The 26,210-nt window shown below is 57.8% G+C and carries 22 protein-coding genes and 1 other RNA gene; 9 read left to right on the top strand and 14 right to left on the bottom strand.

Annotated elements, in window-relative coordinates; translation table 11 throughout:
* Positions 1-4: 4 nt before the first annotated feature.
* Entirely contained in the window at positions 5-1,915 is a 1,911-nt protein-coding gene (gene ftsH, locus ACLH0J_RS08575) for an ATP-dependent zinc metalloprotease FtsH (protein WP_010562674.1), read from the bottom strand.
* Between the two features lie 200 nt (positions 1,916-2,115).
* Positions 2,116-2,766: a 23S rRNA (uridine(2552)-2'-O)-methyltransferase RlmE gene (gene rlmE / locus ACLH0J_RS08570; RefSeq protein ID WP_017847417.1), complete on the bottom strand. Its 651-nt coding sequence runs from the start codon at positions 2,764-2,766 to the stop codon at positions 2,116-2,118.
* Positions 2,767-2,871: 105 nt separating this feature from the next.
* Here rlmE and ACLH0J_RS08565 point away from each other — a divergent pair, with 105 nt between their 5' ends.
* On the top strand, positions 2,872-3,180 hold the full coding sequence (locus ACLH0J_RS08565) for a YhbY family RNA-binding protein (protein ID WP_411391619.1): 309 nt from the start codon (positions 2,872-2,874) through the stop codon (positions 3,178-3,180).
* Between the two features lie 9 nt (positions 3,181-3,189).
* Here the strand turns inward: ACLH0J_RS08565 and ACLH0J_RS08560 are convergent, their stop codons facing one another.
* The 8 genes from ACLH0J_RS08560 to grpE form a co-directional block, all read right to left on the bottom strand.
* Complete coding sequence (locus ACLH0J_RS08560) at positions 3,190-3,594, bottom strand: MFS transporter (protein ID WP_411391618.1); 405 nt, start codon at positions 3,592-3,594, stop codon at positions 3,190-3,192.
* A 28-nt stretch (positions 3,595-3,622) separates the two neighbouring features.
* Positions 3,623-4,099, bottom strand: a complete 477-nt coding sequence (gene greA / locus ACLH0J_RS08555) for a transcription elongation factor GreA (RefSeq protein ID WP_411391617.1) — start codon at positions 4,097-4,099, stop codon at positions 3,623-3,625.
* The gene (gene carB / locus ACLH0J_RS08550) at positions 4,096-7,317 is read right to left on the bottom strand and encodes a carbamoyl-phosphate synthase large subunit (RefSeq protein ID WP_411391616.1); all 3,222 of its coding nucleotides are present in this window, start codon (positions 7,315-7,317) and stop codon (positions 4,096-4,098) included. Before carB ends, greA begins: the two co-directional genes overlap by 4 nt.
* A 105-nt stretch (positions 7,318-7,422) precedes the next feature.
* Complete coding sequence (gene carA / locus ACLH0J_RS08545) at positions 7,423-8,559, bottom strand: glutamine-hydrolyzing carbamoyl-phosphate synthase small subunit (protein WP_411391615.1); 1,137 nt, start codon at positions 8,557-8,559, stop codon at positions 7,423-7,425.
* A gap of 259 nt (positions 8,560-8,818) precedes the next feature.
* On the bottom strand, positions 8,819-9,625 hold the full coding sequence (gene dapB, locus ACLH0J_RS08540) for a 4-hydroxy-tetrahydrodipicolinate reductase (RefSeq protein WP_411391614.1): 807 nt from the start codon (positions 9,623-9,625) through the stop codon (positions 8,819-8,821).
* A 10-nt stretch (positions 9,626-9,635) separates the two neighbouring features.
* Positions 9,636-10,760 carry a molecular chaperone DnaJ gene (dnaJ, locus tag ACLH0J_RS08535; RefSeq protein WP_411391613.1) on the bottom strand — a complete coding sequence of 375 codons (1,125 nt, stop codon included), beginning with the start codon at positions 10,758-10,760 and terminating at the stop codon, positions 9,636-9,638.
* Between the two features lie 316 nt (positions 10,761-11,076).
* Positions 11,077-12,993 carry a molecular chaperone DnaK gene (gene dnaK, locus ACLH0J_RS08530; protein WP_411391612.1) on the bottom strand — a complete coding sequence of 639 codons (1,917 nt, stop codon included), beginning with the start codon at positions 12,991-12,993 and terminating at the stop codon, positions 11,077-11,079.
* A 102-nt stretch (positions 12,994-13,095) separates the two neighbouring features.
* Entirely contained in the window at positions 13,096-13,656 is a 561-nt protein-coding gene (gene grpE / locus ACLH0J_RS08525) for a nucleotide exchange factor GrpE (RefSeq protein WP_321366165.1), read from the bottom strand.
* Positions 13,657-13,910: 254 nt separating this feature from the next.
* On the opposite strand from grpE, the gene recN reads away from it, so the two are divergent.
* Entirely contained in the window at positions 13,911-15,584 is a 1,674-nt protein-coding gene (gene recN, locus ACLH0J_RS08520) for a DNA repair protein RecN (RefSeq protein ID WP_411391611.1), read from the top strand.
* An 86-nt stretch (positions 15,585-15,670) separates the two neighbouring features.
* On the opposite strand, the gene fur is transcribed toward recN, so the two are convergent.
* Positions 15,671-16,075, bottom strand: coding sequence for a ferric iron uptake transcriptional regulator (gene fur / locus ACLH0J_RS08515; RefSeq protein ID WP_010562662.1), 405 nt, complete (start codon positions 16,073-16,075; stop codon positions 15,671-15,673).
* A 98-nt stretch (positions 16,076-16,173) separates the two neighbouring features.
* Between fur and ACLH0J_RS08510 the strand changes: the two genes are divergently transcribed.
* The gene (locus ACLH0J_RS08510; RefSeq protein WP_411391610.1) at positions 16,174-16,701 is read left to right on the top strand and encodes an outer membrane protein assembly factor BamE; all 528 of its coding nucleotides are present in this window, start codon (positions 16,174-16,176) and stop codon (positions 16,699-16,701) included.
* Between the two features lie 63 nt (positions 16,702-16,764).
* On the opposite strand, the gene ACLH0J_RS08505 is transcribed toward ACLH0J_RS08510, so the two are convergent.
* Together ACLH0J_RS08505 and ACLH0J_RS08500 are read right to left on the bottom strand one after the other, a co-directional pair.
* Positions 16,765-17,067 carry an RnfH family protein gene (locus ACLH0J_RS08505; protein WP_411391609.1) on the bottom strand — a complete coding sequence of 101 codons (303 nt, stop codon included), beginning with the start codon at positions 17,065-17,067 and terminating at the stop codon, positions 16,765-16,767.
* Entirely contained in the window at positions 17,060-17,494 is a 435-nt protein-coding gene (locus ACLH0J_RS08500; RefSeq protein WP_321375120.1) for a type II toxin-antitoxin system RatA family toxin, read from the bottom strand. Before ACLH0J_RS08500 ends, ACLH0J_RS08505 begins: the two co-directional genes overlap by 8 nt.
* A 168-nt stretch (positions 17,495-17,662) precedes the next feature.
* On the opposite strand from ACLH0J_RS08500, the gene smpB reads away from it, so the two are divergent.
* On the top strand, positions 17,663-18,145 hold the full coding sequence (gene smpB / locus ACLH0J_RS08495) for an SsrA-binding protein SmpB (RefSeq protein WP_048724498.1): 483 nt from the start codon (positions 17,663-17,665) through the stop codon (positions 18,143-18,145).
* A gap of 34 nt (positions 18,146-18,179) precedes the next feature.
* Here the strand turns inward: smpB and ACLH0J_RS08490 are convergent, their stop codons facing one another.
* Complete coding sequence (locus ACLH0J_RS08490; protein WP_411391608.1) at positions 18,180-18,947, bottom strand: FCD domain-containing protein; 768 nt, start codon at positions 18,945-18,947, stop codon at positions 18,180-18,182.
* A 260-nt stretch (positions 18,948-19,207) separates the two neighbouring features.
* Here ACLH0J_RS08490 and ACLH0J_RS08485 point away from each other — a divergent pair, with 260 nt between their 5' ends.
* From ACLH0J_RS08485 to ACLH0J_RS08465, 5 genes are all read left to right on the top strand, one after another.
* Entirely contained in the window at positions 19,208-20,902 is a 1,695-nt protein-coding gene (locus tag ACLH0J_RS08485; RefSeq protein ID WP_411391607.1) for a lactate permease LctP family transporter, read from the top strand.
* A gap of 117 nt (positions 20,903-21,019) precedes the next feature.
* Positions 21,020-23,830, top strand: a complete 2,811-nt coding sequence (locus ACLH0J_RS08480) for an FAD-binding and (Fe-S)-binding domain-containing protein (protein WP_411391606.1) — start codon at positions 21,020-21,022, stop codon at positions 23,828-23,830.
* Positions 23,831-23,967: 137 nt separating this feature from the next.
* Positions 23,968-24,249, top strand: a complete 282-nt coding sequence (locus ACLH0J_RS08475; protein WP_411391605.1) for a hypothetical protein — start codon at positions 23,968-23,970, stop codon at positions 24,247-24,249.
* A 102-nt stretch (positions 24,250-24,351) separates the two neighbouring features.
* Positions 24,352-24,745: a transfer-messenger RNA gene (gene ssrA / locus ACLH0J_RS08470) on the top strand.
* A 173-nt stretch (positions 24,746-24,918) separates the two neighbouring features.
* Positions 24,919-26,124 carry a tyrosine-type recombinase/integrase gene (locus ACLH0J_RS08465; RefSeq protein ID WP_023109106.1) on the top strand — a complete coding sequence of 402 codons (1,206 nt, stop codon included), beginning with the start codon at positions 24,919-24,921 and terminating at the stop codon, positions 26,122-26,124.
* The last annotated feature ends 86 nt before the right edge of the window (positions 26,125-26,210 follow it).

Genomic DNA, 26,210 nt, shown 5'->3' with positions numbered 1-26,210 from the left:
AACCTTAGTGGTCAGCTGCCGGGCCGCCGATCGGGGTTTCAGGACGTTCATTCTGAACCACCGGAGGTGTACCAGAGGTACCCGAACCACCTTCCCAGTCACGAGGCTCACGCGGCGTACGACCAGCCATGATGTCGTCAATCTGGTCGGCATCAATGGTCTCATACTTCATCAGCGCATCAGCCATGGCATCCAATTTGTCGCGATTATCCGTCAGGATCTGCTTGGCGGTGCCGTAGCACTGATCAATGATGCTGCGCACCTCGGAGTCGATCAACTTGGCTGTCTCACCAGAGAAGCTGGCGTTTTGACCGCCACCACCACGACCCAGGAACACTTCACCTTCTTCCTCGGCATACATCAAAGGACCGAGTTTTTCCGATAAGCCCCACTTGGTCACCATGTTCCGTGCAATCTGGCTGGCACGCATGATGTCGTTGGAGGCACCCGTAGTCACGCCATCGAAACCCAGGGTCATTTCTTCAGCAATTCGGCCGCCGTATAGCGAGCAGATCTGGCTGATCAGCGCACGCTTAGAGAGACTGTAACGATCCTCTTCCGGCAGGAACATGGTGACGCCCAACGCTCGACCACGAGGGATGATCGACACCTTGTAAACCGGGTCATGCTCAGGCACGACTCGACCCACGATTGCGTGACCGGCTTCGTGATACGCAGTGTTCTGCTTCTCTTTCTCGGACATGACCATGGACTTGCGCTCAGCGCCCATCATGATCTTGTCTTTTGCCAGCTCAAACTCTTTCATCTCAACGATACGCTTGCCGGTACGCGCCGCGAACAACGAAGCCTCGTTCACCAGATTCGCCAGGTCAGCACCCGAGAACCCCGGAGTACCACGAGCAATCACGGCCGGAGCCACGTCGTCCCCCATGGGCACTTTGCGCATGTGTACTTTCAGGATCTGTTCACGACCACGAATGTCCGGCAAGCCGACGACGACCTGACGGTCGAACCGGCCCGGACGCAGCAATGCAGGGTCAAGCACGTCTGGACGGTTGGTAGCAGCGATGACGATGATGCCGTCATTCATCTCGAAACCATCCATTTCGACCAGCAACTGGTTAAGGGTCTGCTCACGCTCATCATGACCACCCCCCATGCCAGCACCACGATGGCGACCAACGGCGTCGATTTCATCGATAAAGATAATGCATGGCGCATGCTTCTTGGCTTGCTCGAACATGTCGCGAACACGGCTGGCACCGACACCGACGAACATTTCGACGAAGTCAGAACCGGAAATGGTGAAGAAAGGCACTTTGGCTTCACCGGCGATCGCCTTGGCGAGCAAGGTTTTACCGGTACCCGGAGGGCCGACCATCAGTACGCCGCGCGGAATGCGACCGCCCAGACGCTGGAATTTACCCGGATCGCGCAGGAACTCGACCAACTCCCCCACTTCTTCCTTGGCTTCGTCGCAACCGGCAACATCAGCCAATGTGGTTTTCACTTGATCCTCAGAGAGCAGGCGCGCCTTGCTCTTACCGAAGCTCATCGGCCCACCCTTGCCTCCCGCACCACCTTGCATCTGGCGCATGAAGAACATGAATACGGCGATAATCACCAGGATCGGGAAGCTCGCCACCAGGAGTTGAGTCCAGATGCTCTGCTGCTCGGGCTGCTTGCCTTCGACAACCACGTGGTTATCCACCAGGTCGCCAATCAGACCGTTGTCCTGGATTGCCGGACGAATGGTCTTGAAGCTGTCGCCATCGTTGCGTTTGCCGGTGATCACGTAGCCATCAACCGCTACGCGCTCGACCTTGCCATCCTTAACTTGCTGGATGAAGTCGGAATAGTTGAGGGTCTGCGGCTCGTTAGGGCTGGAGAAGTTGTTCATCACCGTCACCAGGACAGCCGCGATGATCAACCACAGGATCAGATTCTTTGCCATATCGTTCAATTAACTACCCTCTGAAGCAAGCTCCGCTATTGGCGCGCGCTTCGCATGATATTCACCGGCCTAACTTACTACATTACCTACAACTCTGGCAGGCGCCGTCTGTAACCCTTTGTGAAACTTTGACTACACAATATTCGTAAAGCTTCGTGACGAAAGCGATATAAAAAAACCTATCGACCCCCTTCAAACCCTCAAAGACGCTCATCGCTCGCTGCGCCTTCAATCCCGCGGAAGCCTCGTGCCAACAGGTATTGCTCACGGGACCGGTCTCTGGATGAGTCCGGTTTGCGCATTTGTACCTTGTCGAACAGCTTGCGGATGTTCTTGTGGTACTCGTCGAAGCCCTCACCCTGGAAGACTTTGACCAGGAAATCACCACCTGGGCGCAATACCCGTCCCGCCAGATCCAGCGCCAACTCGCACAAGAACATGGCTCGCGGCATATCAACAGCCGGTAATCCACTCATATTGGGGGCCATGTCGGAAATCACAAGGTCCACCTGCGAATTTCCCACAGCCTGCAGGATCTCAGCTAACACTGCATCCTGGGTAAAGTCACCATGGACGAAGGTCACATCCGGGATGCTGTCCATCTCCAGGATGTCGGAAGCGATCAACCGGCCTTGCCCACCAATCAGACGACTGGCCACCTGAGACCAACCACCAGGGGCCGCGCCCAAGTCGATCACGCTCATGCCGGGACGGAACAATTTATCCTTGTCCTGGAGCTCCAGCAGCTTGTAGCTGGCCCGGGAGCGATAGCCGTCCTTTTGCGCCTTTTTGACGTAAGGATCGTTGAAATGCTCTTGCAGCCACTTAAGGCTAGTTTTGGAACGGGCCACGGGCCACCTCGAAAATAAAACGGGTCGTGATTAACTGGGCGGTCCCGGACTCGCTCGGGTAAACTGGCCGCCGCTTTTTACAAGATCAGACGCAGGGGTCAGATTATGCCGCTCACTCAAGAGCAGAAGAAACAGTACAAATCCATTGGCCACCATCTGAAACCAGTTTTGATTGTGGCAGACAACGGTTTGACTGAAGGTGTGTTAGCCGAATTTGAACGCGCACTGAACGATCATGAACTGATCAAGATCAAGGTCAACATCCTTGACCGTGAAGCGCGCCTGGCCGCCATTGCAGAATTGTGCAAGGTGGGCAAAGCGGACCTGGTCCAAGTCATCGGCAAGATGGCGTTGCTGTATCGCAAGAACTTCAACGTCAATAAGCAACTGTCGAACGTTCATCGTTTCAAATAACAGCAAGGGTCACGGGCGTGCTTCGCGCGCCCCGCCACTCCATCCCGGCGCAGGCTGTATAACCAACACCAGGCCGGAAAACCCTAGTACAAGATAGCTGAATAGCTGCCAGCGCAACGCTTCCGGCAGCCAGACATGCACGATGCAATACATCGCACATGCATACAGCGCCATCAACAGCAGTTGCCCACGAATATCCCGCAACAAACTCCCCAAGCCTTCAGCCTTGACCAGCACCAACGCTTGAAGCGTTACGCACGCCGCCGAAAACCCCACCAGCAGCGCACTCAGCAATCCATCAATCTCATCGATCAGTAACGGGGCCAGGCCAATCAGGCCCAGCACCGGTAACACACCAATGTGCAACAACCACAGACCACCAACCCAAAGCATCTGGGAGAGCTGCCAGAGCATGGCGCCCGCATGAAGCGGGCGCCTTCTTTCAGACATGACGAACTTCAACAATCTCATACTCGATAACGCCACCGGGCGTTTTCACCGCGACCACATCACCCTCTTCCTTGGCAATCAAGGCGCGGGCCAGTGGCGAACCGACGGAGATCTTACCGAGCTTGAAGTCAGCCTCGTCCTCACCAACGATGTGGTACACCACGCTTTCGTCAGTCTCGACGTTGGCGATTTCCACCGTAGTGCCGAAAATCACTTTGCCGGTGTGCGGGATAGTCGTGATGTCGATGATGACCGCATTCTGCATACGGCCTTCGATGTCACGGATCCGCGCCTCGACCATACCCTGCTGCTCACGGGCAGCGTGGTATTCGGCGTTTTCCTTCAAATCACCCAGCTCGCGGGCCGTACCGATGTCCTGGCTCAGCTTTGGACGTACGACCTTGGTCAGATGGGCGTGCTCCTCTTCCAGGGCCTTGGCGCCCCGGACGGTCATTGGGTATTTGATCATGCCTTCAATCCTGCGTGTAGATCCTGCAAGCGACGTACGGTCTTTTCCGGACCGAACTTGAGCGCTTCACAGATGGCTTCGCCAGCAGCAATGGTCGTGGTGCAGTAGATCTTGTGCTGCAAGGCGTTACGACGAATGGAGTAAGAGTCCGCGATCGACTGGCGACCTTCGGTGGTGTTGATGATCAGAGTAACTTCGTCATTCTTGATCATGTCGACCACATGCGGACGGCCTTCCGTCACCTTGTTCACGCGACGCACTTTCAGACCCGCCGCCTCAATCAGCTTGGCGGTCCCAGCAGTGGCCACGATCTCGAAGCCCAAGTTGATCAGATCACGGGCCACACCTGCAACCAGCGGTTTGTCATCATCACGAACGCTGATAAACGCAGTACCACCGGTCGGCAGCACTTCGCTGGCACCCATCTGAGCCTTGGCGAACGCTTCACCGAAGGTATCGCCCACACCCATCACTTCACCGGTGGACTTCATCTCAGGGCCCAGAATCGGGTCCACGCCAGGGAATTTGGCGAATGGGAACACCGCCTCTTTCACGCTGTAGAAGTTCGGAATGATTTCCTTGGTGAAGCCGATTTCCTTCAACGTCTTACCGGCCATCACGCGGGCAGCGATCATCGCCAGGGAAACACCGATGCACTTGGACACGAACGGCACGGTACGCGAGGCGCGCGGGTTGACTTCGATGACGTAGATGTCTTCGCCTTGCAGCGCCAACTGTACGTTCATCAGGCCGACCACACCCAGTTCCAGGGCCATTTTCTTGACCTGTTCGCGCATCTCGTTCTGGATGTGCAGCGGCAGCGAGTAAGGCGGCAGCGAGCATGCGGAGTCACCGGAGTGAACGCCAGCCTGTTCGATGTGTTGCATGATCGCGCCGATGACCACGTCGGTACCGTCGCAAACCGCATCCACGTCCATCTCGATGGCGCAGTTGAGGAAGTGGTCCAGCAGCACCGGGCTGTCGTTGGACACTTTCACCGCATCACGCAGGTAACGCTTGAGTTCTTCTTCTTCGTAGACGATTTCCATCGCCCGGCCGCCCAGCACGTAGGACGGACGCACCACCAACGGGTAACCGATCTTGGCGGCGGCACGAATGGCTTCGTCTTCGCTGCGCACAGTGGCGTTTGGCGGCTGGCGCAGGTTCAGGCGCTCGACCATTTGCTGGAAGCGCTCACGGTCTTCGGCACGGTCGATAGCGTCAGGGCTGGTACCGATGATCGGCACGCCAGCGGCTTCCAGGGCACGCGCCAGTTTCAGCGGGGTTTGGCCGCCGTACTGGACGATCACACCTTTAGGCTTCTCGACGCGCACGATTTCCAGCACGTCTTCCAGGGTTACTGGCTCGAAGTACAGACGGTCGGAGGTGTCGTAGTCGGTGGACACGGTTTCCGGGTTGCAGTTGACCATGATGGTCTCGTACCCGTCTTCGCGCAGGGCGAGGGCGGCGTGTACGCAGCAGTAGTCGAACTCGATACCCTGGCCGATACGGTTCGGCCCGCCACCCAGGATCATGATCTTGTCGCGACCCGACGGCGCGGCTTCGCACTCTTCCTCGTAAGTGGAGTACAGGTAGGCGGTGTCGGTGGAGAACTCTGCGGCGCAGGTATCAACACGCTTGTAGACCGGGAAAATTTCCAGCTTGTGGCGATGAGTCCGCAGGTTCTTCTCGGTCACACCCAGCAGCTTGGCCAAGCGCTGGTCAGAGAAGCCTTTGCGCTTGAGGCGGAACATCATGTCGCGGTCGATGCTGGCCAGACCTAGGGTCTTGACCTTCTCTTCTTCTTTGATCAGATCTTCGATCTGTACCAGGAACCACGGGTCGATCATGTTCATGCCGAAGATATCTTCAACGGTCATGCCCGCACGGAAGGCGTCGGCCACGTACCAGATACGCTCGGCGCCCGGCACGGTCAGCTCACGCTTGAGCACGCTCATGCTTTCCGGATTGCTCAGGTCGAGCTTCTCGTCCAGGCCGCAAACGCCAACTTCGAGGCCGCGCAGCGCTTTCTGCAGAGATTCCTGGAAGGTCCGGCCAATAGCCATGACTTCGCCGACCGACTTCATCTGGGTGGTCAGGCGCGCGTCAGCCTTGGGAAACTTCTCGAAGGCGAAACGTGGCAGTTTGGTTACGACGTAGTCGATGGACGGCTCGAAGGACGCCGGGGTCTTGCCGCCGGTGATGTCGTTCGACAGTTCGTCCAGGGTGTAACCCACGGCCAGCTTGGCCGCGACCTTGGCGATCGGAAAACCGGTGGCTTTCGAGGCCAGGGCCGACGAACGGGATACCCGCGGGTTCATTTCGATCACGACCATGCGGCCAGTGGTCGGGCAGATGCCGAACTGTACGTTGGAACCGCCAGTCTCCACGCCGATTTCGCGCAGTACCGCCAGGGAGGCGTTACGCAGGATTTGGTATTCCTTGTCAGTCAGGGTCTGTGCAGGAGCAACGGTGATCGAGTCACCGGTGTGCACGCCCATCGGGTCGAAGTTCTCGATGGAGCAGACGATGATGCAGTTGTCCTTCTTATCGCGGACAACCTCCATCTCATATTCTTTCCAGCCGATCAGGGATTCGTCGATCAGCAGCTCTTTGGTCGGCGACAGGTCCAGACCACGGGCGCAGATTTCTTCGAACTCTTCACGGTTGTAAGCGATACCACCACCGGTGCCGCCCATGGTGAAGGACGGACGGATGATGCACGGAAAGCCCAGTGTCTCGAGGACCGCGTTGGCTTCTTCCATGCTGTGGGCGATACCGGAACGCGGGCACGCCAGGCCGATGGATTTCATGGCCTTGTCGAAGCGCGAACGGTCTTCGGCCTTGTCGATGGTGTCGGCATTGGCACCGATCATCTCAACGCCGAATTTTTCCAGGATGCCTTCGCGCTCCAGGTCCAGGGCGCAGTTCAGGGCGGTCTGGCCACCCATGGTCGGCAGCAGGGCGTCCGGACGCTCTTTCTCGATGATCTTGGCAACGGTCTGCCACTTGATCGGCTCGATGTAGGTGGCGTCGGCCATGGCCGGGTCAGTCATGATGGTGGCCGGGTTGGAGTTCACCAGGATGACGCGGTAGCCCTCTTCGCGCAGGGCCTTGCAAGCCTGGGCGCCGGAGTAGTCGAATTCGCAGGCCTGGCCGATAACGATCGGGCCAGCGCCGAGAATCAGGATGCTTTTTATGTCTGTACGTTTTGGCATGGGTTTGTCACTCAAATCCGCAGGTCAGTCGGCAAGCCGTCTTGAACAATCTTTGAAGAGCCGGCGGGGGCCACCGAGAGTCGGGGCCGCCCGCAGGCCACTCAGTCAGCGTCGCTTGGCCATCTCATTGATGAAACGGTCGAACAGCGGCGCTACGTCGTTCGGGCCCGGGCTGGCCTCAGGGTGGCCCTGGAAGCTGAACGCGCTTTTGTCGGTACGCTCGATGCCCTGCAAGGAACCGTCGAACAGCGACTTGTGAGTCGCGCGGACGTTGGCCGGCAAGGTCACTTCATCCACCGCGAAACCGTGGTTCTGACTGGTAATCATCACCACACCAGTGTCCAGGTCCTGCACCGGGTGGTTGGCGCCATGGTGGCCGTGCCCCATTTTCAGGGTCTTGGCACCGGAGGCCAGGGCCAGAAGTTGGTGACCGAGGCAGATACCGAATACCGGGATTTCGGTTTCCAGCACTTCCTTGATCGCCTTGATGGCGTAGTCGCATGGCTCCGGGTCACCCGGGCCGTTGGACAGGAACACACCGTCCGGCTGCAGGGCCAGTACATCGCTAGCCGGGGTTTGTGCCGGCACCACGGTCACACGGCAGCCGCGCTCGACCAGCATGCGCAGAATGTTGTACTTGATGCCGTAGTCGTAGGCGACTACGTGGTACGGCAGGTCAGCCGCGTCGATGGTCGCGTGACTGTCGGTCTTCAAGTCCCAGACAGTGGAGCGCCACTCGTACTGCTCCTTGACGCTGACAACTTTCGCCAGGTCCATGCCTTTCAGGCCAGGGAAACCTTGCGCTGCGGCAATCGCGGCCTCTTCGGAAATATTGTCACCGGCCATGATGCAGCCGTTCTGCGAACCTTTTTCACGCAGGATGCGCGTGAGGCGACGCGTGTCGATACCGGCGATCGCCACAACATTGTTGGCTTTCAGGTAGTCGGACAGCGATAGGGTGTTACGCCAGTTGCTCGCCACCAATGGTAGATCACGAATGACCAGGCCAGCCGACCAGACACGATCAGACTCGACGTCTTCCGGTGTAGTACCGGTGTTGCCGATGTGTGGGTAAGTCAGGGTAACGATCTGTTGGGCGTAGGAAGGATCGGTAAGGATTTCCTGATAGCCGGTCATGGCAGTGTTAAACACCACCTCTCCAACGGTTTGACCGTCGGCTCCAATGGCTTCGCCGCGAAAAATGCTGCCATCAGCAAGGGCGAGTATGGCTGGCTTAGTCAAGAAGACCTCCCGTAAATAAAGCCTGAAAGGGCGATCGCAGGTTGTAAAAAAGCGGAGTGACGTATGGACACGTCACCCCGCTTCTTCACTGAATTATTCTGCGCGCTTTTAGTGGACACACTAAAGCTGTAGCTTACAGAAAAAGGCTGTTTTGGTCCACCGCTAATGAGCCTTAAAGGCAGGAGAATGCGACAGGACGTCGCTTAGCGGGTAAAAACGGGGCCTTAGGATAATCCCGAGACCCCATTTTAGCTACTGTTTAGTGCAGATCCAGCACATCGCGCATGTCATACAGACCAGGCGCTCGACCATCCAACCAAAGCGCAGCACGTACCGCCCCCTTGGCGAATGTCATACGACTGGAGGCTTTGTGCGTGATTTCCAGGCGCTCACCTTCGGTGGCAAACAGCACGGTGTGATCACCCACGACGTCGCCACCTCGAATCGTGGCAAAGCCGATTGTGTCGCGCGCACGCGCACCGGTATGCCCTTCGCGACCGTACACAGCCACTTTAGACAAATCACGCCCCAGCGCATCGGCGATGGCTTCACCCATGCGCAGAGCCGTGCCCGACGGAGCATCGATCTTGTGACGATGATGCGTCTCGATGATTTCGATATCCGCCTCATCACCCAGCACCCGCGCAGCGAGATCCAGCAACTTGAGCGACAGGTTGACACCGACACTGAAGTTGGCGGCGAACACGATGGGAATATCCTTGCCCGCCTCGACCAGCAACTGCTTTTGCTCAGCACTCAAGCCCGTGGTACCGATCACCATGGCCTTTCCGGCCTTGCGGCAGAAGGCGAGGTTTTTCAGCATCACGCCTGGCAGAGTGAAGTCGATCAACACATCAAACTCATCAGCCACCTGTTCCAGGCTGCTCGACAACGACACACCGATACGCCCCAGCGAAGCCAGTTCACCAGCATCCGCACCAACCAAGGTGCTGCCCGGGCGCACGATCGCCGCAGTGAGCCCGGAGGCCGGAGAACGCTGCTGCACAGCCTCGACCAGCGTCTTGCCCATGCGCCCGGCAGCGCCCATTACGGCTATACGTCGCATATTCAACTCCTCACAGGTCGCCGAAGAAGCGCTTCACGCCATCGAAGAAACCGGTAGTTTTCGGCGAATGGGAGTCGTCGCCCTCCAGCGAACTGCGGAACTCCTCAAGCAGTTCGCGTTGGCGACGGCCCAGGTTGACTGGCGTTTCCACCGTGACACGGCACATCAGGTCGCCCGCACCGCCACCACGCACCGGCGCAACGCCTTTGCCACGGATACGGAACTGCTTACCGGTCTGCGTCCCCTCAGGGATCTTGAGCTTGACCCGACCATCCAGGGTCGGAATATCCAGCTCGCCACCCAGGGCCGCGTCGACAAAGCTGATCGGCACTTCGCAGAACAGGTGCTTGCCATCACGCTGGAAGATCGCGTGCTCGCGCACATTGATCACCACGTACAAGTCACCCGTCGGACCACCCTGGGTCCCCGCCTCGCCTTCGCCCGACAGACGAATGCGATCACCGGTATCCACGCCCGCCGGCACTTTGACCGACAGGGTTTTGTACTCTTCGACACGCCCTTCACCGTGGCAGGAGTCGCAAGGATCGGAAATGATCTTGCCCTGGCCATGGCAACGCGGGCAGGTCTGCTGCACCGAGAAGAAGCCCTGCTGCATGCGGACCTGACCGATACCACCGCAGGTTGGGCAGGTGATCGGCGAGGAGCCTTTCTTGGCGCCCGAACCGTCGCACGGCTTGCAATTGACCAGCGTCGGCACACGGATGTTGACGCTGGTACCGCGCACAGCTTCTTCCAGGTTCAGTTCCAAGGTGTAGCGCAGGTCGCTGCCCCGTTGGGCACCACCACGCTGACCACCACGACCACCGCCAAAGAAGTCGCTGAATACGTCACCGAAAATATCGGAGAAGTTCTGACCACCAAAACCGGCACCACCGCCACCCATGCTCGGGTCGACGCCCGCATGACCATACTGGTCATAGGCCGCACGCTTGTTGGGATCACACAGGCACTCGTAGGCCTCGTTGGCCTCTTTGAACATTTCTTCGGATTCTTTGTTATCCGGATTACGGTCCGGGTGGTGCTTCATCGCCAGGCGACGGTAAGCCTTTTTCAGCTCCACCTCGGTGGAACTACGCTCCACACCCAATACTTCGTAATAGTCACGCTTTGCCATAAGTCTTTGCACTCTTAAGGACGTTCAGCCAGACCCTCCTGAGCCTTGCCAAACTCGTTGAGCCCCAATACAGGCCCGGACCCAACTCACGTCAATTCAACGATCCTGGTCATTACTGCTTTCAGCCGAGACCCAGCCAAAAACGCGGTGATTATCAGTCAGGAAGCAGGAGCATTCCCGATCACACCGCCAGCATCCGAGCGTTGTCGCATGCTGTAAAAATTCGCATACCCCAGACACGCCAACGCGGGAGCAAGCTCCCGCGCGGCGACATCCTACCAGTCACCGCTTGATAGCGGTCAACCGGTCGAGCAGATTACTTCTGCTCTTTGACTTCTTCGAACTCGGCATCGACAACGTCGTCATGCTTGGCTTCAGGCTCTGCCTGATGCGCGGCACCGTCAGCTGGTTGACCTTGTTCGGCGTACATTTTCTGAGCGACCGGCGCGGAGACTTTCGACAGTTCCTCGACCTTGGCTTCGATGGCAGCCTTGTCGTCGCCTTTAACAGCAGCTTCCAGGGCAACCACAGCAGCTTCGATCGCAGCCTTCTCTTCGGCAGTCACCTTGTCGCCAGCTTCAGCGACCATTTTGCGCGTCGAGTGAACCAGTGCGTCGCCCTGGTTACGGGCAGCAGCCAACTCTTCAAACTTCTTATCAGCATCAGCGTTGGCTTCAGCATCACGGATCATCTGCTGGATTTCTTCATCCGACAGACCCGAGTTAGCCTTGATCACGATGGACTGAGCCTTGCCGGTGGCCTTATCCTTGGCGCCTACGTGCAAGATACCGTTGGCATCGATGTCGAAGGTCACTTCGATTTGCGGTACGCCACGTGGTGCTGGCGGGATCTCGGCCAGGTCGAACTTGCCCAAGGACTTGTTCTGAGCAGCTTGCTTACGCTCACCTTGCAGTACGTGAATAGTCACAGCGCCCTGGTTGTCATCGGCAGTCGAGAATACTTGCGACTTCTTGGTAGGAATCGTGGTGTTTTTCTCGATCAGCGCAGTCATCACGCCGCCCATCGTTTCGATACCCAGGGTCAGAGGGCTGACGTCCAGCAGCAACACGTCTTTCACGTCGCCTGCCAGTACGGCACCCTGAATGGCAGCACCCATGGCAACCGCTTCGTCCGGGTTCACGTCTTTACGTGCTTCTTTACCGAAGAACTCGGTCACCAACTTCTGAACCAGTGGCATACGGGTCTGACCGCCGACCAGGATCACGTCGTTGATCGCGCCAACATCGATACCGGAGTCTTTCAGCGCGATACGGCAAGGCTCGATGGTGCGCTGAACCAGGTCCTCAACCAGCGCTTCCAGCTTGGCGCGCGAGATTTTCACGTTCAAGTGCTTAGGACCGGTAGCGTCTGCAGTGATGTACGGCAGGTTAACGTCGGTCGACTGAGCCGAAGACAGCTCGATCTTGGCTTTCTCAGCAGCTTCTTTCAGACGCTGCATGGCCAGCGGGTCACCCTTGAGGTTCATGCCGCTTTCTTTCTTGAACTCGTCAACGAGGTAGTCGATCAGACGGATGTCGAAGTCTTCACCACCCAGGAAGGTGTCACCGTTGGTGGCCAACACTTCGAACTGGTGCTCGCCGTCAACTTCAGCGATCTCGATCACGGAAACGTCGAAGGTACCGCCACCCAGGTCATAAACGATAACGGTGTGGTCGCCCTTGGCTTTGTCCATACCGTAGGCCAGAGCGGCTGCGGTTGGTTCGTTGATGATACGTTTTACGTCCAGGCCCGCGATGCGGCCGGCGTCTTTGGTCGCCTGGCGCTGGCTGTCGTTGAAGTAGGCCGGAACGGTGATCACCGCTTCAGTCACAGCTTCACCGAGGTAGTCTTCGGCGGTTTTCTTCATCTTTTTCAAGATTTCAGCCGAGATTTGTGGCGGCGACATTTTCTGGCCATTTACTTCAACCCAGGCGTCACCGTTGTCGGCCTTGGCGATTTTGTAAGGGACCATCTTGATATCTTTTTGTACGACTTCTTCTTCAAACTTACGACCAATCAGACGCTTTACCGCGTACAGAGTATTGTGCGGGTTGGTCACAGCCTGACGCTTGGCCGACTGGCCGACGAGAATCTCACCATCGTTGGCATATGCAATGATCGACGGCGTAGTACGCGCGCCTTCGGCGTTCTCAATGACTTTTGCAACGCCGTTTTCCAGCACAGAGACGCACGAGTTGGTGGTCCCCAGGTCGATACCGATAATTTTGCCCATGATTTACTCTCCCGAAACTTGAATTTGGATGCCGCAGCAGTGGTGGCTAACTGCGGTAGCACTTAAACGCTTGACTTATAGATGGGGGCCTTGCAACGAATTTCAAGCCTGCTCATCGATCGAAGGTGAAACCGGTGCTGGAGCCTTGCTCACCACCACCATCGCCGGGCGCAACAAGCGACCGTTGAGTTGATAACCCTTCTGGAACACTTTCAACACGCTGTTAGGCTCAAGATCATGGCTTTCCTGCATGGCCATGGCCTGATGGTGCTCTGCACGGAACGGCTCGCCGCCTTGCGGATCGATCGCCTCCAACTGATAACGCTTCAGAGTGTCCTGGAACATTTTCAGGGTCAGCTCAATCCCTTCACGCATTGGCCGAATGTTTTCGTCGTCCGGGCTGGACAACTCAAGGCCACGCTCCAAGCTATCGATGATCGGCAGCAGATCACCGGCAAATTTTTCCAGCGCGAATTTATGGGCCTTCTCAACATCCTGCTCGGCACGGCGGCGGACGTTCTGCAGATCGGCGGCAACACGCAAAGACTGGTCCTGCGCAGCGGCCAATTGCTCTTCAAGCACTTGCACGCGGGTCGCCAGTTCATCACCGGCAGCCGAATTGGCGTCTGGAGTTTGCGTATCCTGCGTCTGTTCGTCAGCCATAGATTTCTCCTTTCAAAATCATGCGCGAACTCAACTCGCGCTTCTGTTCCCGTATATGGGGCCACAATTTCAAGCTTCAAGGGCGCGGGCGTCACCAAAAGTCTTTCCTATGACCAGGATCAATTCCTGCCTATTCATTCCTTGTTGCGCTAAAAAGATCGACCGATCAAGCAAATCGAGCTAAGCATCAGGATTGTCAGCGCCGAACAAAACACTGTATAAATAACCAGACCTAAAGCCTGGGAGCGGCCTTCATGCTCGTGCACCTGTCCGTACACAACTACGCCATCGTTGAACACCTGGATCTCGAACTGGATCGCGGGATGAGCGTAATCACAGGCGAAACCGGCGCCGGCAAGTCGATCATGCTTGACGCGCTGGGCCTGACCCTTGGCGACCGCGCCGACAGCGGCGTAGTGCGCCCCGGCGCGGACAAGGCCGACATCCTGGCAACGTTCGACCTGGCGGATATTCCCGAAGCCGAAGCCTGGCTGGCCGAGCGCGACCTGAATAATGACGGGCCGTGCATCCTGCGCCGGGTAATCACCGCCGAAGGGCGCTCCCGCGGCTATATCAACGGTACGCCCTGCCCGCTTGGCGACCTGAAAGCCCTGGGTGAGCTGCTGATCGATATCCACAGCCAGCATGAACACCAGTCCCTGCTGAAAACCGACACTCCCCGTCGTCTGCTCGATGAGTACGCCGGCGCCACCGACCTTGCCCGCCAGGTTCAGCTTGCCGCTCAGCGCTGGCGCCAGACCCGCCAGGAGCTGGAGCGACTCTCCAACTCCGGCGACGAGCAACGCGCTCGCCACCAACTGCTCAGCTATCAACTTGAAGAGCTGGAAAGCCTGGCCCTTGGAGAAACAGAGCTGGAGCAATTGGAACAGGAACACAAGAACCTCACCAATGCCGAAACCCTGCTGAGCATCTGTCGCCAGGTGGTGGAACAATGCAGCGAGAGTGATTCCGGCAATGTGCTTAACGCCCTCACAGCCAGCCTCAACCGGCTGTCCAGTGTAAACAACGCTTCGGGATCACTGAGTGAAGCCACCACCCTGTTGACCAGCGCGCAGATCCAGGTGGAAGAAGCCGTTGGCGAGCTGAATCGTTTTCTCGACCACTTCGACGCCGACCCCTCACGACTGCAGGAAATAGAAGAACGCTTGGACACTATCTATACCCTGGCGCGCAAACACCGAATTCAGCCCACCGAAGTGGCAACGATGCAGCAAAAGCTGTTGGATGAAATCGAAACCCTGAACGCAAATGACGAATCCATCGAGCGGTTAGGTGCTGAACTCGCCTCCTTCGCCCGTCATTATCAGGAGAAAGCCTGCGAACTGAGTGACCTTCGCCAGCAAGCGGCCGCGAGCCTGGCGAGTGCCGTGGAACTGGAGATTCAGCGCCTGGGCATGCCAGGCGGGCGCTTCACCATTGAGCTGCATGCCAACGCCAGCAATGAACTGCAACCCCATGGCCTGGAGCACGTAGAACTGCTGGTCAGTGCCAACCCTGGGCAACCGCTCAAGGCACTGGCAAAAGTGGCCTCCGGCGGTGAACTGTCGCGAATCAGCCTGGCGATCCAAGTAATTACCGCCCAAACCTCTCGGGTACCTACGCTGGTATTCGATGAAGTGGACGTGGGTATTGGCGGGCCGACAGCAGAGATTGTCGGCCAATTGCTACGCCGCCTCGGGGAACGCGGTCAGGTGCTGACGGTGACTCACTTACCGCAAGTGGCCGCACAAGGCCACCAGCATTTATTTGTACATAAAGTAAGAGGTAGCGATGCGACGCATACAGCCGTATCCAAGCTGAGCAGGTCGGAACGCGTGGAAGAAGTGGCACGGATGCTCGGCGGTATCGATTTGACCAAAGAGTCTCTGGCCCATGCGAAGAAAATGGTGGTGGCGACAAAGGCCTGAGTTGAGAATTTTCCTATCTGTAGAAAGCATGAAGGCGACCCTAGGGTCGCCTTCGATCGTTCCGCAGCATTAATCTGCGTCGCTTTTTACTTTTTCTTACGGATGTACAGCACAAGATTATGGTCAACCAAATCGAATCCATGCTCCTCAGCGATTTCATGCTGGAGCTTTTCGATCGCAGGGCTGGTGAACTCGATAACCTCATTGGTATCCAGATCCACCATGTGGTCGTGATGACCACCATCCGCCAGTTCAAACACTGCATGACCGCCGTCGAAATTATGACGAACCACCAGCCCTGCGGCTTCAAACTGCGTCAGCACGCGGTAAACCGTGGCTAGGCCGACATCCTCGTTAGACTCCATCAGCGCCTTGTAAACATCCTCGGCACTCATGTGGCGCTGCTCAGCAGAATCGAGCATTTGTAGAATCTTGACTCGTGGCAGAGTCACTTTAAGACCTGCCTTGCGTAGTTCGCTATTTTCAACCATGGTTAGCTTTCTCGCGGATGCTGCTTCGCAGCTTCTCTTAATACGGGTATGATCGGCGTTTACGTTGTCCCAGCCAAGATAGTGGAAGTCGCCCACCGATGCAAAACACCAAGCTCTTGCTAACCAGTTTCACCTTTGTGGGACTGCTCGCACTCGCCGGTTGTTCATTCCCCGGGGTTTACAAAATCGACATCCAACAGGGCAATGTCGTCACGCAGAACATGATAGACCAGTTACGCCCGGGAATGACCCGACGGCAAGTACGGTTTATCATGGGTAATCCTCTGCTGACCGACACCTTCCATGCCGATCGCTGGGATTACCTCTACAGCATCCAGCCTGGTGGGGGTGAACGCCAGCAGGAGCGAGTCAGCGTCATTTTCAATGGCAATGACCAGCTCGTCAGCTTGTCCGGTGATTTCATGCCCGGTGTAAGCCGCGATGAAGCCTTGCTCGGCAAGGACAACGGCACCAGCGTGACTGCACCTGCACAGGAAAACGAAAAGCCCAAGTCCGAAGTGCCGGCCAAGCCTGGCTCCTTGCTCGACAAGATCCAGAGAGACGTCGACGACGTGAAAACTGTTCCCATCCCGACGCCGCAGCCTCTGGACACCAGTCCGCAGTAAGCACGCAGCGCCCAATAAAAAACCCGGCATGCCGGGTTTTTTATTGCCTGCGATTTGGCAAGCTTATGAATTCTGTTGCCGCGCCCTAGCCGCCTTGGCCGCACGCAACCTGCGCACCTCTTTAGGATCTGCCAGCAAGGGCCGGTAGATCTCAATACGGTCCCCCGACTGCACGGCCCGCACTTCAGGGGCCGTGATCACCTTACCGAATATCCCCAAGGGACAATCAGCCAGATTCAGCTCAGGAAATTGCGCAGCGATCCCTGACATTTGCACCGCCTCCCGCAAGCTGATACCCACAGGCACCGCCACCGCCAGTAAAACCTGCCGATCCGGGGCGGCATACACCACCTCAATCTCAACCATGCAGTTGCTTGGCTCGCTGGCAAAACGCATCTACCAGGGTATTGGCCGCCTGATTGAATAAAGGCCCCAACGTCGCTCGCACAATCGGCCCAGCGTAATCGAACGAAAGATCGAGACTGATCTTACAAGCCTTGTCGGTCAACGCCTTGAATATCCAGACGCCATGCAATTGGGTAAACGGCCCTTCCTGTAGATTCATTTCGATGGATTTCCCAGGCACCAACACATTGCGCGTGACAAAGTGCTGGCTAAGCCCCCCCTTCGCCACGCCAACACTGGCGACCATATGCTCATCACTGCCTTCCAGCACCTCGGCCGTTGAGCACCAAGGCAAGAACTCCGGGTAACGCGCCACGTCGTTGACCAGGTCATAGAGCGCCTGTGCCGGATAGGGCAACAGCGCCGAACGTTGAATATGCGTCGTCATGTGTACGTCATTTCCACAGCTAAGCAGCGAATATCGCGAAAGAACAGCCCGATTCGCGAAAGAAAAAAAACAAAGAACTGCCGGCATTGTCCGGGATTCGCTCAACACGCTCAAGCACGCAGGTTGACCGTAGCCGACACGCTCGCAACTCCCTATAATGCCGCCCCTATGGCTAAACAAAAGAAACACCCCACAGGGACCATCGCGCAAAATAAAAAGGCGCGACACGATTACTTCATCGAACATCGGTTCGAGGCTGGTCTGGTCCTGGCCGGCTGGGAAGTAAAGAGTCTGCGTGCCAGCAAGCTGCAACTGGTCGACAGCTATGTGCTGCTCAAGGACGGCGAGGCTTGGCTGCTCGGCAGTCATATCACTCCGCTGACCACCGCGAGCACCCATGTGATTGCCGACCCGGTGCGCACGCGCAAGCTGCTGCTCAACGCTCGCGAACTCGACAAGCTCGCCGCTGCCGTACAGCAGAAGGGCTATGCCTGCATCTGCCTGTCTTGGTATTGGAGCAAGCACCTGGTCAAGTGCGAGATTGCACTGGGCAAGGGCAAGAAGGAATACGACAAGCGTGATACCGAGCGCGAACGTGATTCCGATCGGGAACTGCATCGCGCTGTGCGCAACAAGGGTAAGGAAGAGTAACCCTTGTAACCGTGTAGCCCTGGGCCGCCCTCGGCTACATCCCTTGACGCCGCTGCGCACGCGCAACGCGCTGAACCTCCTGACGCACCTCTTCCAACACTTCCTGCACATACAGCAGGTGGCGTGTTGAAACTTCTCGCGCCTGCTCGGCGCGCCCTTCGATAATCGCCAGGTACAAATCCCGGTGCTGACTGATCAGCATGTCGCGGGTTTCCGTGCGCTGCTGGTACATGCCGCCGATGTTGGTCACCACGTTACGCTTGAGCAGATCGAACAGGCCGCGAATGGTGTGCAGCAACACCGCGTTATGGCTGGCCTCGGCAATCGCCAGGTGAAACCGCGCATCCGCAGCCCCTTCCTCCACCCGACTCACCTCATCATCGCGGGTGTAGCAATCCTGAAGCGCTTCGAATGCAGCCGTCAGCCGCTCACGATCCACCTCAGTCGCACGCAACGCCGCGTAGTACGCACAAGACGCTTCAAGGGTCTGACGAAACTCCAGCAGATCACGCTGCGCTTCCGGGTTGTTTTCCAACAAATGCAGCAGCGGATCACTGAAAGTCGACCCCAAGGACTCTACTACATAATTGCCGCCGCCCTGGCGACTGACGAGCAACCCTTTGGCCGCCAGTTTCTGGATCGCTTCGCGTAACGAAGGGCGCGACACGCCAAACTGCTCCGCCAAAGCCCGCTCAGCCGGCAAGCGCTCGCCCGACTTCAGCGTGCCCTCAAGGATCATGCCCTCAAGCTGCTCGACAATATCGTCAGACAAACGGCGCTGACGCACCTGATCAAACGCCATAACTCACTCTCCACGATCCCGGCCACTCGCCGGGCCCTCTATTCTGGCCTATCGACGCGCTTGCGACACCTATCAGAACACCTTCGATTCACCCGATCAGCACTGACCTATCGCCTGCCTAGACCAAAGTTTCGCGAGCGGCAAATTGACACACCACCCCGAAGGCTTTTAACCTAGCCGACAGCGATTGTAAATTGGTATTACCAATTATCCAAATCGACTCGCAGTGCCTGACCAACAACAATTAGGGGCCACCCCATATGCAAACCTGGCAACAGCTCTATAGCCCGCTCGGCAGCCTCGGCCTGTCCGCACTGGCCGCCGTTATTCCGATCGTATTCTTCTTCCTGGCTCTGGCGGTATTTCGCCTTAAAGGCCATGTGGCGGGGAGCATTACCCTGGCGCTGTCGATTCTGGTGGCGATCTTCGCCTTCCAGATGCCGGTAGACATGGCGCTGGCCGCTGCCGGCTACGGCTTCGCCTATGGCCTGTGGCCTATCGCGTGGATCATCGTTGCGGCGGTGTTCCTCTACAAACTGACGGTCAAGAGCGGCCAGTTCGAGATTATCCGCAGCTCAGTCCTGTCCATCACCGACGACCAACGCCTGCAAGTGCTACTGATCGGCTTCTGCTTCGGCGCATTCCTGGAAGGTGCTGCCGGTTTCGGTGCCCCCGTTGCAATCACCGCCGCACTGCTGGTAGGCCTGGGCTTCAACCCGCTCTATGCCGCCGGCCTGTGCTTGATTGCCAACACCGCCCCCGTAGCCTTCGGCGCGCTGGGGATTCCGATCATCGTTGCGGGCCAGGTGACCGGCATTGATGCGTTCAAGATCGGCGCCATGACTGGCCGCCAACTGCCTTTGCTGTCGCTGTTCGTGCCATTTTGGCTGGTGTTCATGATGGACGGCCTGCGCGGCGTGCGCGAAACCTGGCCAGCGGCGCTGGTTGCGGGCTTGAGCTTTGCCGTCACCCAGTACTTCACCTCTAACTTCATCGGCCCGGAATTGCCGGACATCACCTCGGCCCTCGCGGCCCTGGTGTCCTTGACCCTGTTCCTGAAAGTCTGGCAACCCAAGCGTACCGCTGGCGCGCAGATTGCCGGTGCCACCTCCAGCGCAGCGGTAACCGCCAGCGCCGGCGGCTTTGGCTTGCCACGCAGCACGGTAGCCTCGCCCTACAGCCTGGGCCAGATCATCAAGGCCTGGTCACCGTTCCTGATCCTCACCGTACTGGTGACCATCTGGACCCTCAAGCCATTCAAGGCGATGTTCGCCGCGGGCGGCTCGATGTATGGCTGGGTGTTCAACTTTGCGATCCCGCATCTGGATCAACTGGTGATCAAGGTCGCGCCAATCGTGACCAATCCCACTGCGATTCCGGCCGTGTTCAAGCTCGACCCGATCTCAGCGACCGGCACGGCGATTTTCTTCTCCGCACTGATTTCGATGCTGATCCTCAAAATCGACATCAAAACTGGTCTTACCACTTTAAAAGAGACGCTCTACGAGTTGCGCTGGCCGATCCTGTCCATCGGCATGGTGTTGGCATTTGCCTTCGTCACCAACTACTCCGGCATGTCCTCGACCATGGCACTGGTATTGGCCGGCACCGGCGCAGCCTTCCCGTTCTTCTCGCCGTTCCTCGGCTGGCTGGGGGTTTTCCTGACGGGCTCCGACACCTCATCCAACGCTCTGTTCAGCTCGCTGCAAGCCACCACCGCCCACCAGATCGGCGTCAACGACACCTTGCTGGTCGCGGCGAATACCAGCGGCGGCGTCACCGGCAAGATGATCTCGCCGCAATCGATCGCTGTGGCCTGCGCCGCCACCGGCCTGGTGGGCAAGGAATCCGACCTGTTCCGCTTCACCCTCAAGCACAGCCTGTTCTTCGCCACGATCGTCGGGCTGATCACCTTGGCTCAAGCCTACTGGTTCACCGGTATGCTGGTGCACTAAGGCCACAGAGTAGTAAGGGACGCCGAGCAGAGATTTCGGCGTCCGCTCTCCACGAACAGTACTGGCTTACGGCACCCATGGTCCGAAGGACCTTGTGGTGCCGATCCTGGAGGACCCATGAGTCTGCCTGCCGCTTTCCTTGCTGACGTCACACAGCTGATCCCGAAAGATCGACGCTTTGACGACCCCCTTTCCACACTCGCATTCGGCACCGACGCCAGTTTTTACCGACTGATCCCACAGCTAGTGATCCGCGTGGAGTCGGAAGACGAAGTGGTCGCACTGCTGCAACTGGCCCAACGAGACCGCGTGCCGGTGACATTCCGTGCGGCCGGCACCAGCCTGTCCGGGCAAGCCATCAGTGATTCGGTGCTGATCGTACTGGGGGACAACTGGAACGGCCGCGAGATTCGCGGGCAAGGCACGCAGATTCGCCTACAACCAGGGGTGATCGGCGCTCAGGCCAATGCCTGGCTGGCACCGTTCGGACGCAAGATCGGACCGGATCCGGCGTCGATCAATGCCTGCAAGATCGGCGGCATCGTCGCCAACAATGCCAGCGGCATGTGCTGCGGTACGGCGCAGAACACCTACCACACGCTCGCGGGCATTCGCCTGGTGCTGGCCGACGGCAGCCGCCTCGACACCGAAGATGCAGCCAGCGTCGCGGCATTCCGTGATCAACATGACGCGCTGCTTGAGAGCCTGGCGACCCTCGGCAGAGAGACGCGGGCAAACGCCGAATTGGCTGCAAAGATTCGCCACAAATACCGTCTGAAAAATACCACCGGCCTGTCACTCAACGCCCTGGTGGATTTCGATGAGCCGCTGGATATCCTGAGCCACTTATTAGTAGGTTCAGAAGGCACCCTGGGCTTTATCAGCGCGGTGACCTACGACACCGTGATCGACCACCCGAATAAAGCGTCGGCATTGATTGTATTCCCCGATGTCGAGACCTGCTGCAATGCAGTGACAGTGCTCAAAAACCAACCGGTCTCGGCCGTTGAGCTGCTGGATCGGCGCAGCATGCGTTCGGTACAGAACAAACCCGGCATGCCTGCTTTCGTACAGCACTTATCGGAAAATGCCTGCGCACTGCTGATTGAATCCCGCGCAGCATCATCCTCACTGCTGCATGAGCAATTGGCCCTGATCATGGCGTCCCTGGCCTGCTTTCCGGTAGAGAAACAAGTCGACTTCACCGAAGACCCGTTGGAAAACGCACGCCTGTGGGCAATCCGCAAAGACACCTTCCCCGCCGTCGGCGCCGTGCGCAAAACCGGTACCACGGTAATCATCGAAGACGTGACCTTCCCGGTCGAGCAACTGGCGATCGGCGTGAACCGTTTGATTGAACTGTTCGACAAACACCACTACGACGAGGCGATCCTTTTCGGACATGCGCTGGAAGGCAATCTGCACTTCGTGTTCACTCAGGGCTTCAACAGTGCTCAAGAAGTCGCCCGCTACCAAGCGTTCATGGATGACGTTGCGCAACTGGTAGCGGTCGAGTTCGGTGGTTCGCTGAAGGCCGAACACGGTACGGGCCGCAACATGGCGCCTTTCGTCGAGTTGGAATGGGGCAGTGATGCCTATCAGTTGATGTGGCAGCTCAAGCGCCTGCTCGACCCTAACGGCATCCTCAATCCCGATGTGGTGCTCAGCGAAGACCCGCAAATCCACCTCAAGCACCTCAAACCCCTGCCCGCCGCCGACGAGCTTGTGGATAAGTGCATCGAGTGCGGATTCTGCGAGCCTGTGTGTCCCTCCAAAGGCCTGACCCTGAGCCCGCGCCAGCGCATCGTGATCTGGCGCGACATCCAGGCGAAGAAGCGCGCCGGCATTGACACCACCGAACTGGAGGCTGCCTATCAGTACCAGGGCATCGACACATGCGCGGCCACTGGCCTCTGCGCTCAACGCTGCCCCGTGGGAATCAATACCGGCGACCTGGTGAAAAAGCTGCGTAGCCTGGATGCCAGCCGTACGAAAACCGCCGAATGGCTCGCCACTCATTTCGCCACCGCAATGCAAGGCGCGCGCTTTACGCTGCATGTCGCCAATGGAGCGCGCATGCTGCTCGGCGCCCCTCGCCTGACAAAACTCTCGGCCACCGTGACCAGACTGTCCAAGGGGCAGATCCCGCAGTGGACCGATGCCATGCCGCAGCCGGAAAAAGCCATCCGCTTCAGCCCGCCCGAGACCGATGAACGGCCCCGTGTGGTCTACCTGGCGGCTTGCGTCTCACGCGCCATGGGCCCGGCGGCCGGTGATAAAGAGCAGATGTCGCTGTACGACAAAACCCGCGGCCTGCTGGAAAAAGCCGGTTACCAAGTCGTGTTCCCCGACAACCAGGATAGCCTGTGCTGTGGTCAGCCTTTCGCGTCCAAAGGCTATACCGAACAGGCCGAGCATAAACGCCAGGAACTGATCGGTGCGCTGCTCCACGCCAGTCGTGGTGGACTCGACCCCATCTACTGCGACACCAGCCCCTGCACCCTGCGCCTGGTACAAGACCTCGGCGACACGCGCCTGGACCTTTACGACCCCGTGCGTTTTATCCGCACACACTTGATGGACCGTCTCGACTTCACTCCGCAGGACGCGCCGATCGCCGTGCACGTGACCTGCAGCACCCAACACCTGGGAGAAAGCCAGGCATTGATCGACCTTGCCCGACGTTGCTCGAACACCGTAGTGATCCCGGAAGGTATCCATTGCTGTGGTTTTGCCGGTGACAAAGGCTTCACCACGCCGGAACTCAATGCCCACTCACTGCGTTCTCTCAAGGATGCGGTGCAATATTGCAGCGAAGGTATCTCCACCAGCCGCACCTGCGAGATCGGCCTGACCCAGTATGGCGGCATTGATTACCATGGACTGGTATACCTCGTGGACCGCGTCACCCAGGCCAGGGCGCATTAACCCCGGAAAATAAACAGAACCCCTGCACGCCGGCGTAGTCATCTGCATAGGCCTCGACAAACGAGGCTCCACTGTGATGTCGCTGGCAGCCGTTCAACGCCAGCAGCGTCGAGCCCTGTTGTGCAAGGAGATACCCTATGAAGCGTTCCGCTCTTGCTGGCTTGTTCATTACCGCTGCGATGCTGGCCTCCCCTGTTTTCGCGGCGGGCGAGCCCGATCTGTGCAAAATCAACCTGGACAAAATCAACAACGGCCAAGCCCTGCTCGCGACCGATACCAGCGGCAAAAGAGGCGAAATCGATACAGCCGTCTCCCAAGCGAAAGCCGCTCACGCTGCGGGTGATGACAAGCGATGCATCGAAATCACCTCCAAGGCCCTGCAAGACCTGCAGAACAGTGACAAAGGCGGCAACCAGTAACACGCCGTCATGCAAGGCCAACCTTCGGATTGGCCTTCCGTAAGCGTTTGGCGTACACTGCACAGGCTTGTCACTCACTATGAAACAACGAGTTACAAGCACGGGGCCGTTTAGGATTCGACGCCGGTCGCGAAACTTTAGGTGCATGCCGAGTTGGTAACAGAACTCGTAAATCCACTGTTGCAACTTTCTATAGTTGCCAATGACGAAACCTACGGGGAATACGCTCTCGCTGCGTAAGCAGCCTTAGCCCTTCCCTCCTGGTACCTTCGGGTCCAGCAATCATCAGGGGATGTCTGTAAACCCAAAGTGATTGTCATATAGAACAGAATCGCCGTGCAGTATGTTGTGGACGAATCGGCTAAAACTTACACAACTCGCCCAAAGCACCCTGCCCGTCGGGTCGCTGAGGGTTAACTTAATAGACACGGCTACGCATGTAGTACCGACAGCGGAGTACTGGCGGACGGGGGTTCAAATCCCCCCGGCTCCACCATTTAGTCTTCCCAGGAAGACCCAGAAAAGCCGTAAAGCCTAGAGAAATCAAAGCTTTACGGCTTTTTTCTTGCCCGCGTTTTCCCACCTGATCCCAGGGCATCCCACAGTTGACGGGGGCATATATGGGGGCATAAAACGCTCATCAGCTCGCTCGGAGAGGATGTGCCCCCAATGCCCCTGAAAGACACCAACTGCCGCAACGCTAAGCCCCAGGACAAGCCCTATCGGCTATACGACGAACAGGGTCTGTACCTTGAAGTGCAGCCCAACGGAGGCCGTTACTGGCGCTTGAAATACCGTTTTTTGGGAAAGGAAAAACGCCTGGCTCTTGGTGTTTACCCTGAGGTCGGCTTGCAGGAAGCTCGGCGCAAACGTGATGACGCTCGCGTCCAACTTGCCAGCGGCCAAGATCCTTCGCTGCAAAGACGCATGGCCAAGGTGGTCAGCCAACTTGATCACCAGCACACTTTTGAATCGGTTGCCACGCAGTGGCTCAATATTCGCGAATCCTCCTGGGACCCGGAGTACACCCGGACTGTACGGCAGCGCCTTGAGCTCAATGCCTTCCCCTGGCTGGGAAAACTCCCGATTAGCAGCATCAGCACGCCCATGCTGGTCGAAAACCTCCAGCGCATTATCAAGCGCGGCGCTCGCGAGACGGCGCGTCGTGTTGCCCAGATCTACAAACAGATTTTTGAGTTCGCCGAAGCTGCCGGCATCACCCCGCCCAACCAGATAGGGAATCTCTCACGGACGCTCCCAGCCAAGCGGGTGAAACACTTTGCTGCCGTGACCGATCCTGAAAAACTCGGGGCACTGCTCAAAGCACTGGATAGCTACACGGGAACAATGCCTGTTTGTTGTGCACTCAAACTGGCCCCATTGCTGTTCTGCCGGCCCGGTGACCTGCGCCACATGGAGTGGTCGGAGGTCAATCTGGATGCGGGCGAGTGGTTGATTCCCGGCCACAAGATGAAAGGGCTCACTGCCACCAAACAGGATCGGCCGGATCATTTGGTTCCTCTCAGCCAACAAGCAATCGCGGTTCTGCGCGAGCTGAAACCACTCACCGGCAGACATCGGTACGCCTTCCCCTCGGCACGAGGAGGCGACCGGCCGATGTCCAACAATGCAGTACTCAGCGCGTTACGCCGCATGGACATCAGCGGCGACGAAATGACTGGGCACGGCTTTCGTGCGACAGCGAGAACCATAGGCGCTGAGGTGCTGGGGTTTCGCCCCGATCTTCTGGAGCATCAGCTTGCTCACACGGTAAAAAATCCGCTGGGACGTGCGTACGATCGAACCACCTTCTTGCCGGAGCGGCGTGAAATGATGCAGATCTGGGCCGACTTTTTGGACTCGATAAAACGCTGAATGCAAGCGCCCCCATCAGCCAGCAAGCCTTCAAGCTAATACGAGCACTATCTTATCGCTCCAGTACTGGCTGAATTGCTAAACTG

Origin of the sequence: Pseudomonas sp. MPB23 (assembly GCF_046605395.1) — a bacterium.
Lineage (GTDB): Bacteria > Pseudomonadota > Gammaproteobacteria > Pseudomonadales > Pseudomonadaceae > Aquipseudomonas.
The sequence above is the reverse complement of the archived record's forward strand: the minus strand, read 5'-3'. Positions and strand labels throughout refer to the sequence as shown.

Coding starts and splice junctions, on each gene's coding strand:
- ACLH0J_RS08480 (WP_411391606.1), top strand. CDS start 21,020: ATGAGTCTGCCTGCCGCTTTCCTTGCTGACGTCACACAGCTGATCCCG.
- fur (WP_010562662.1), bottom strand. CDS start 16,075: ATGGTTGAAAATAGCGAACTACGCAAGGCAGGTCTTAAAGTGACTCTG.
- ACLH0J_RS08465 (WP_023109106.1), top strand. CDS start 24,919: ATGCCCCTGAAAGACACCAACTGCCGCAACGCTAAGCCCCAGGACAAG.
- ACLH0J_RS08490 (WP_411391608.1), bottom strand. CDS start 18,947: ATGGCGTTTGATCAGGTGCGTCAGCGCCGTTTGTCTGACGATATTGTC.
- carB (WP_411391616.1), bottom strand. CDS start 7,317: ATGCCAAAACGTACAGACATAAAAAGCATCCTGATTCTCGGCGCTGGC.
- ACLH0J_RS08510 (WP_411391610.1), top strand. CDS start 16,174: ATGCAAAACACCAAGCTCTTGCTAACCAGTTTCACCTTTGTGGGACTG.
- ACLH0J_RS08485 (WP_411391607.1), top strand. CDS start 19,208: ATGCAAACCTGGCAACAGCTCTATAGCCCGCTCGGCAGCCTCGGCCTG.
- ACLH0J_RS08475 (WP_411391605.1), top strand. CDS start 23,968: ATGAAGCGTTCCGCTCTTGCTGGCTTGTTCATTACCGCTGCGATGCTG.
- ACLH0J_RS08500 (WP_321375120.1), bottom strand. CDS start 17,494: ATGACGACGCATATTCAACGTTCGGCGCTGTTGCCCTATCCGGCACAG.
- dapB (WP_411391614.1), bottom strand. CDS start 9,625: ATGCGACGTATAGCCGTAATGGGCGCTGCCGGGCGCATGGGCAAGACG.
- dnaJ (WP_411391613.1), bottom strand. CDS start 10,760: ATGGCAAAGCGTGACTATTACGAAGTATTGGGTGTGGAGCGTAGTTCC.
- recN (WP_411391611.1), top strand. CDS start 13,911: ATGCTCGTGCACCTGTCCGTACACAACTACGCCATCGTTGAACACCTG.
- dnaK (WP_411391612.1), bottom strand. CDS start 12,993: ATGGGCAAAATTATCGGTATCGACCTGGGGACCACCAACTCGTGCGTC.
- ACLH0J_RS08560 (WP_411391618.1), bottom strand. CDS start 3,594: ATGCTCTGGCAGCTCTCCCAGATGCTTTGGGTTGGTGGTCTGTGGTTG.
- ftsH (WP_010562674.1), bottom strand. CDS start 1,915: ATGGCAAAGAATCTGATCCTGTGGTTGATCATCGCGGCTGTCCTGGTG.
- ACLH0J_RS08565 (WP_411391619.1), top strand. CDS start 2,872: ATGCCGCTCACTCAAGAGCAGAAGAAACAGTACAAATCCATTGGCCAC.
- ACLH0J_RS08505 (WP_411391609.1), bottom strand. CDS start 17,067: ATGGTTGAGATTGAGGTGGTGTATGCCGCCCCGGATCGGCAGGTTTTA.
- smpB (WP_048724498.1), top strand. CDS start 17,663: ATGGCTAAACAAAAGAAACACCCCACAGGGACCATCGCGCAAAATAAA.
- grpE (WP_321366165.1), bottom strand. CDS start 13,656: ATGGCTGACGAACAGACGCAGGATACGCAAACTCCAGACGCCAATTCG.
- greA (WP_411391617.1), bottom strand. CDS start 4,099: ATGATCAAATACCCAATGACCGTCCGGGGCGCCAAGGCCCTGGAAGAG.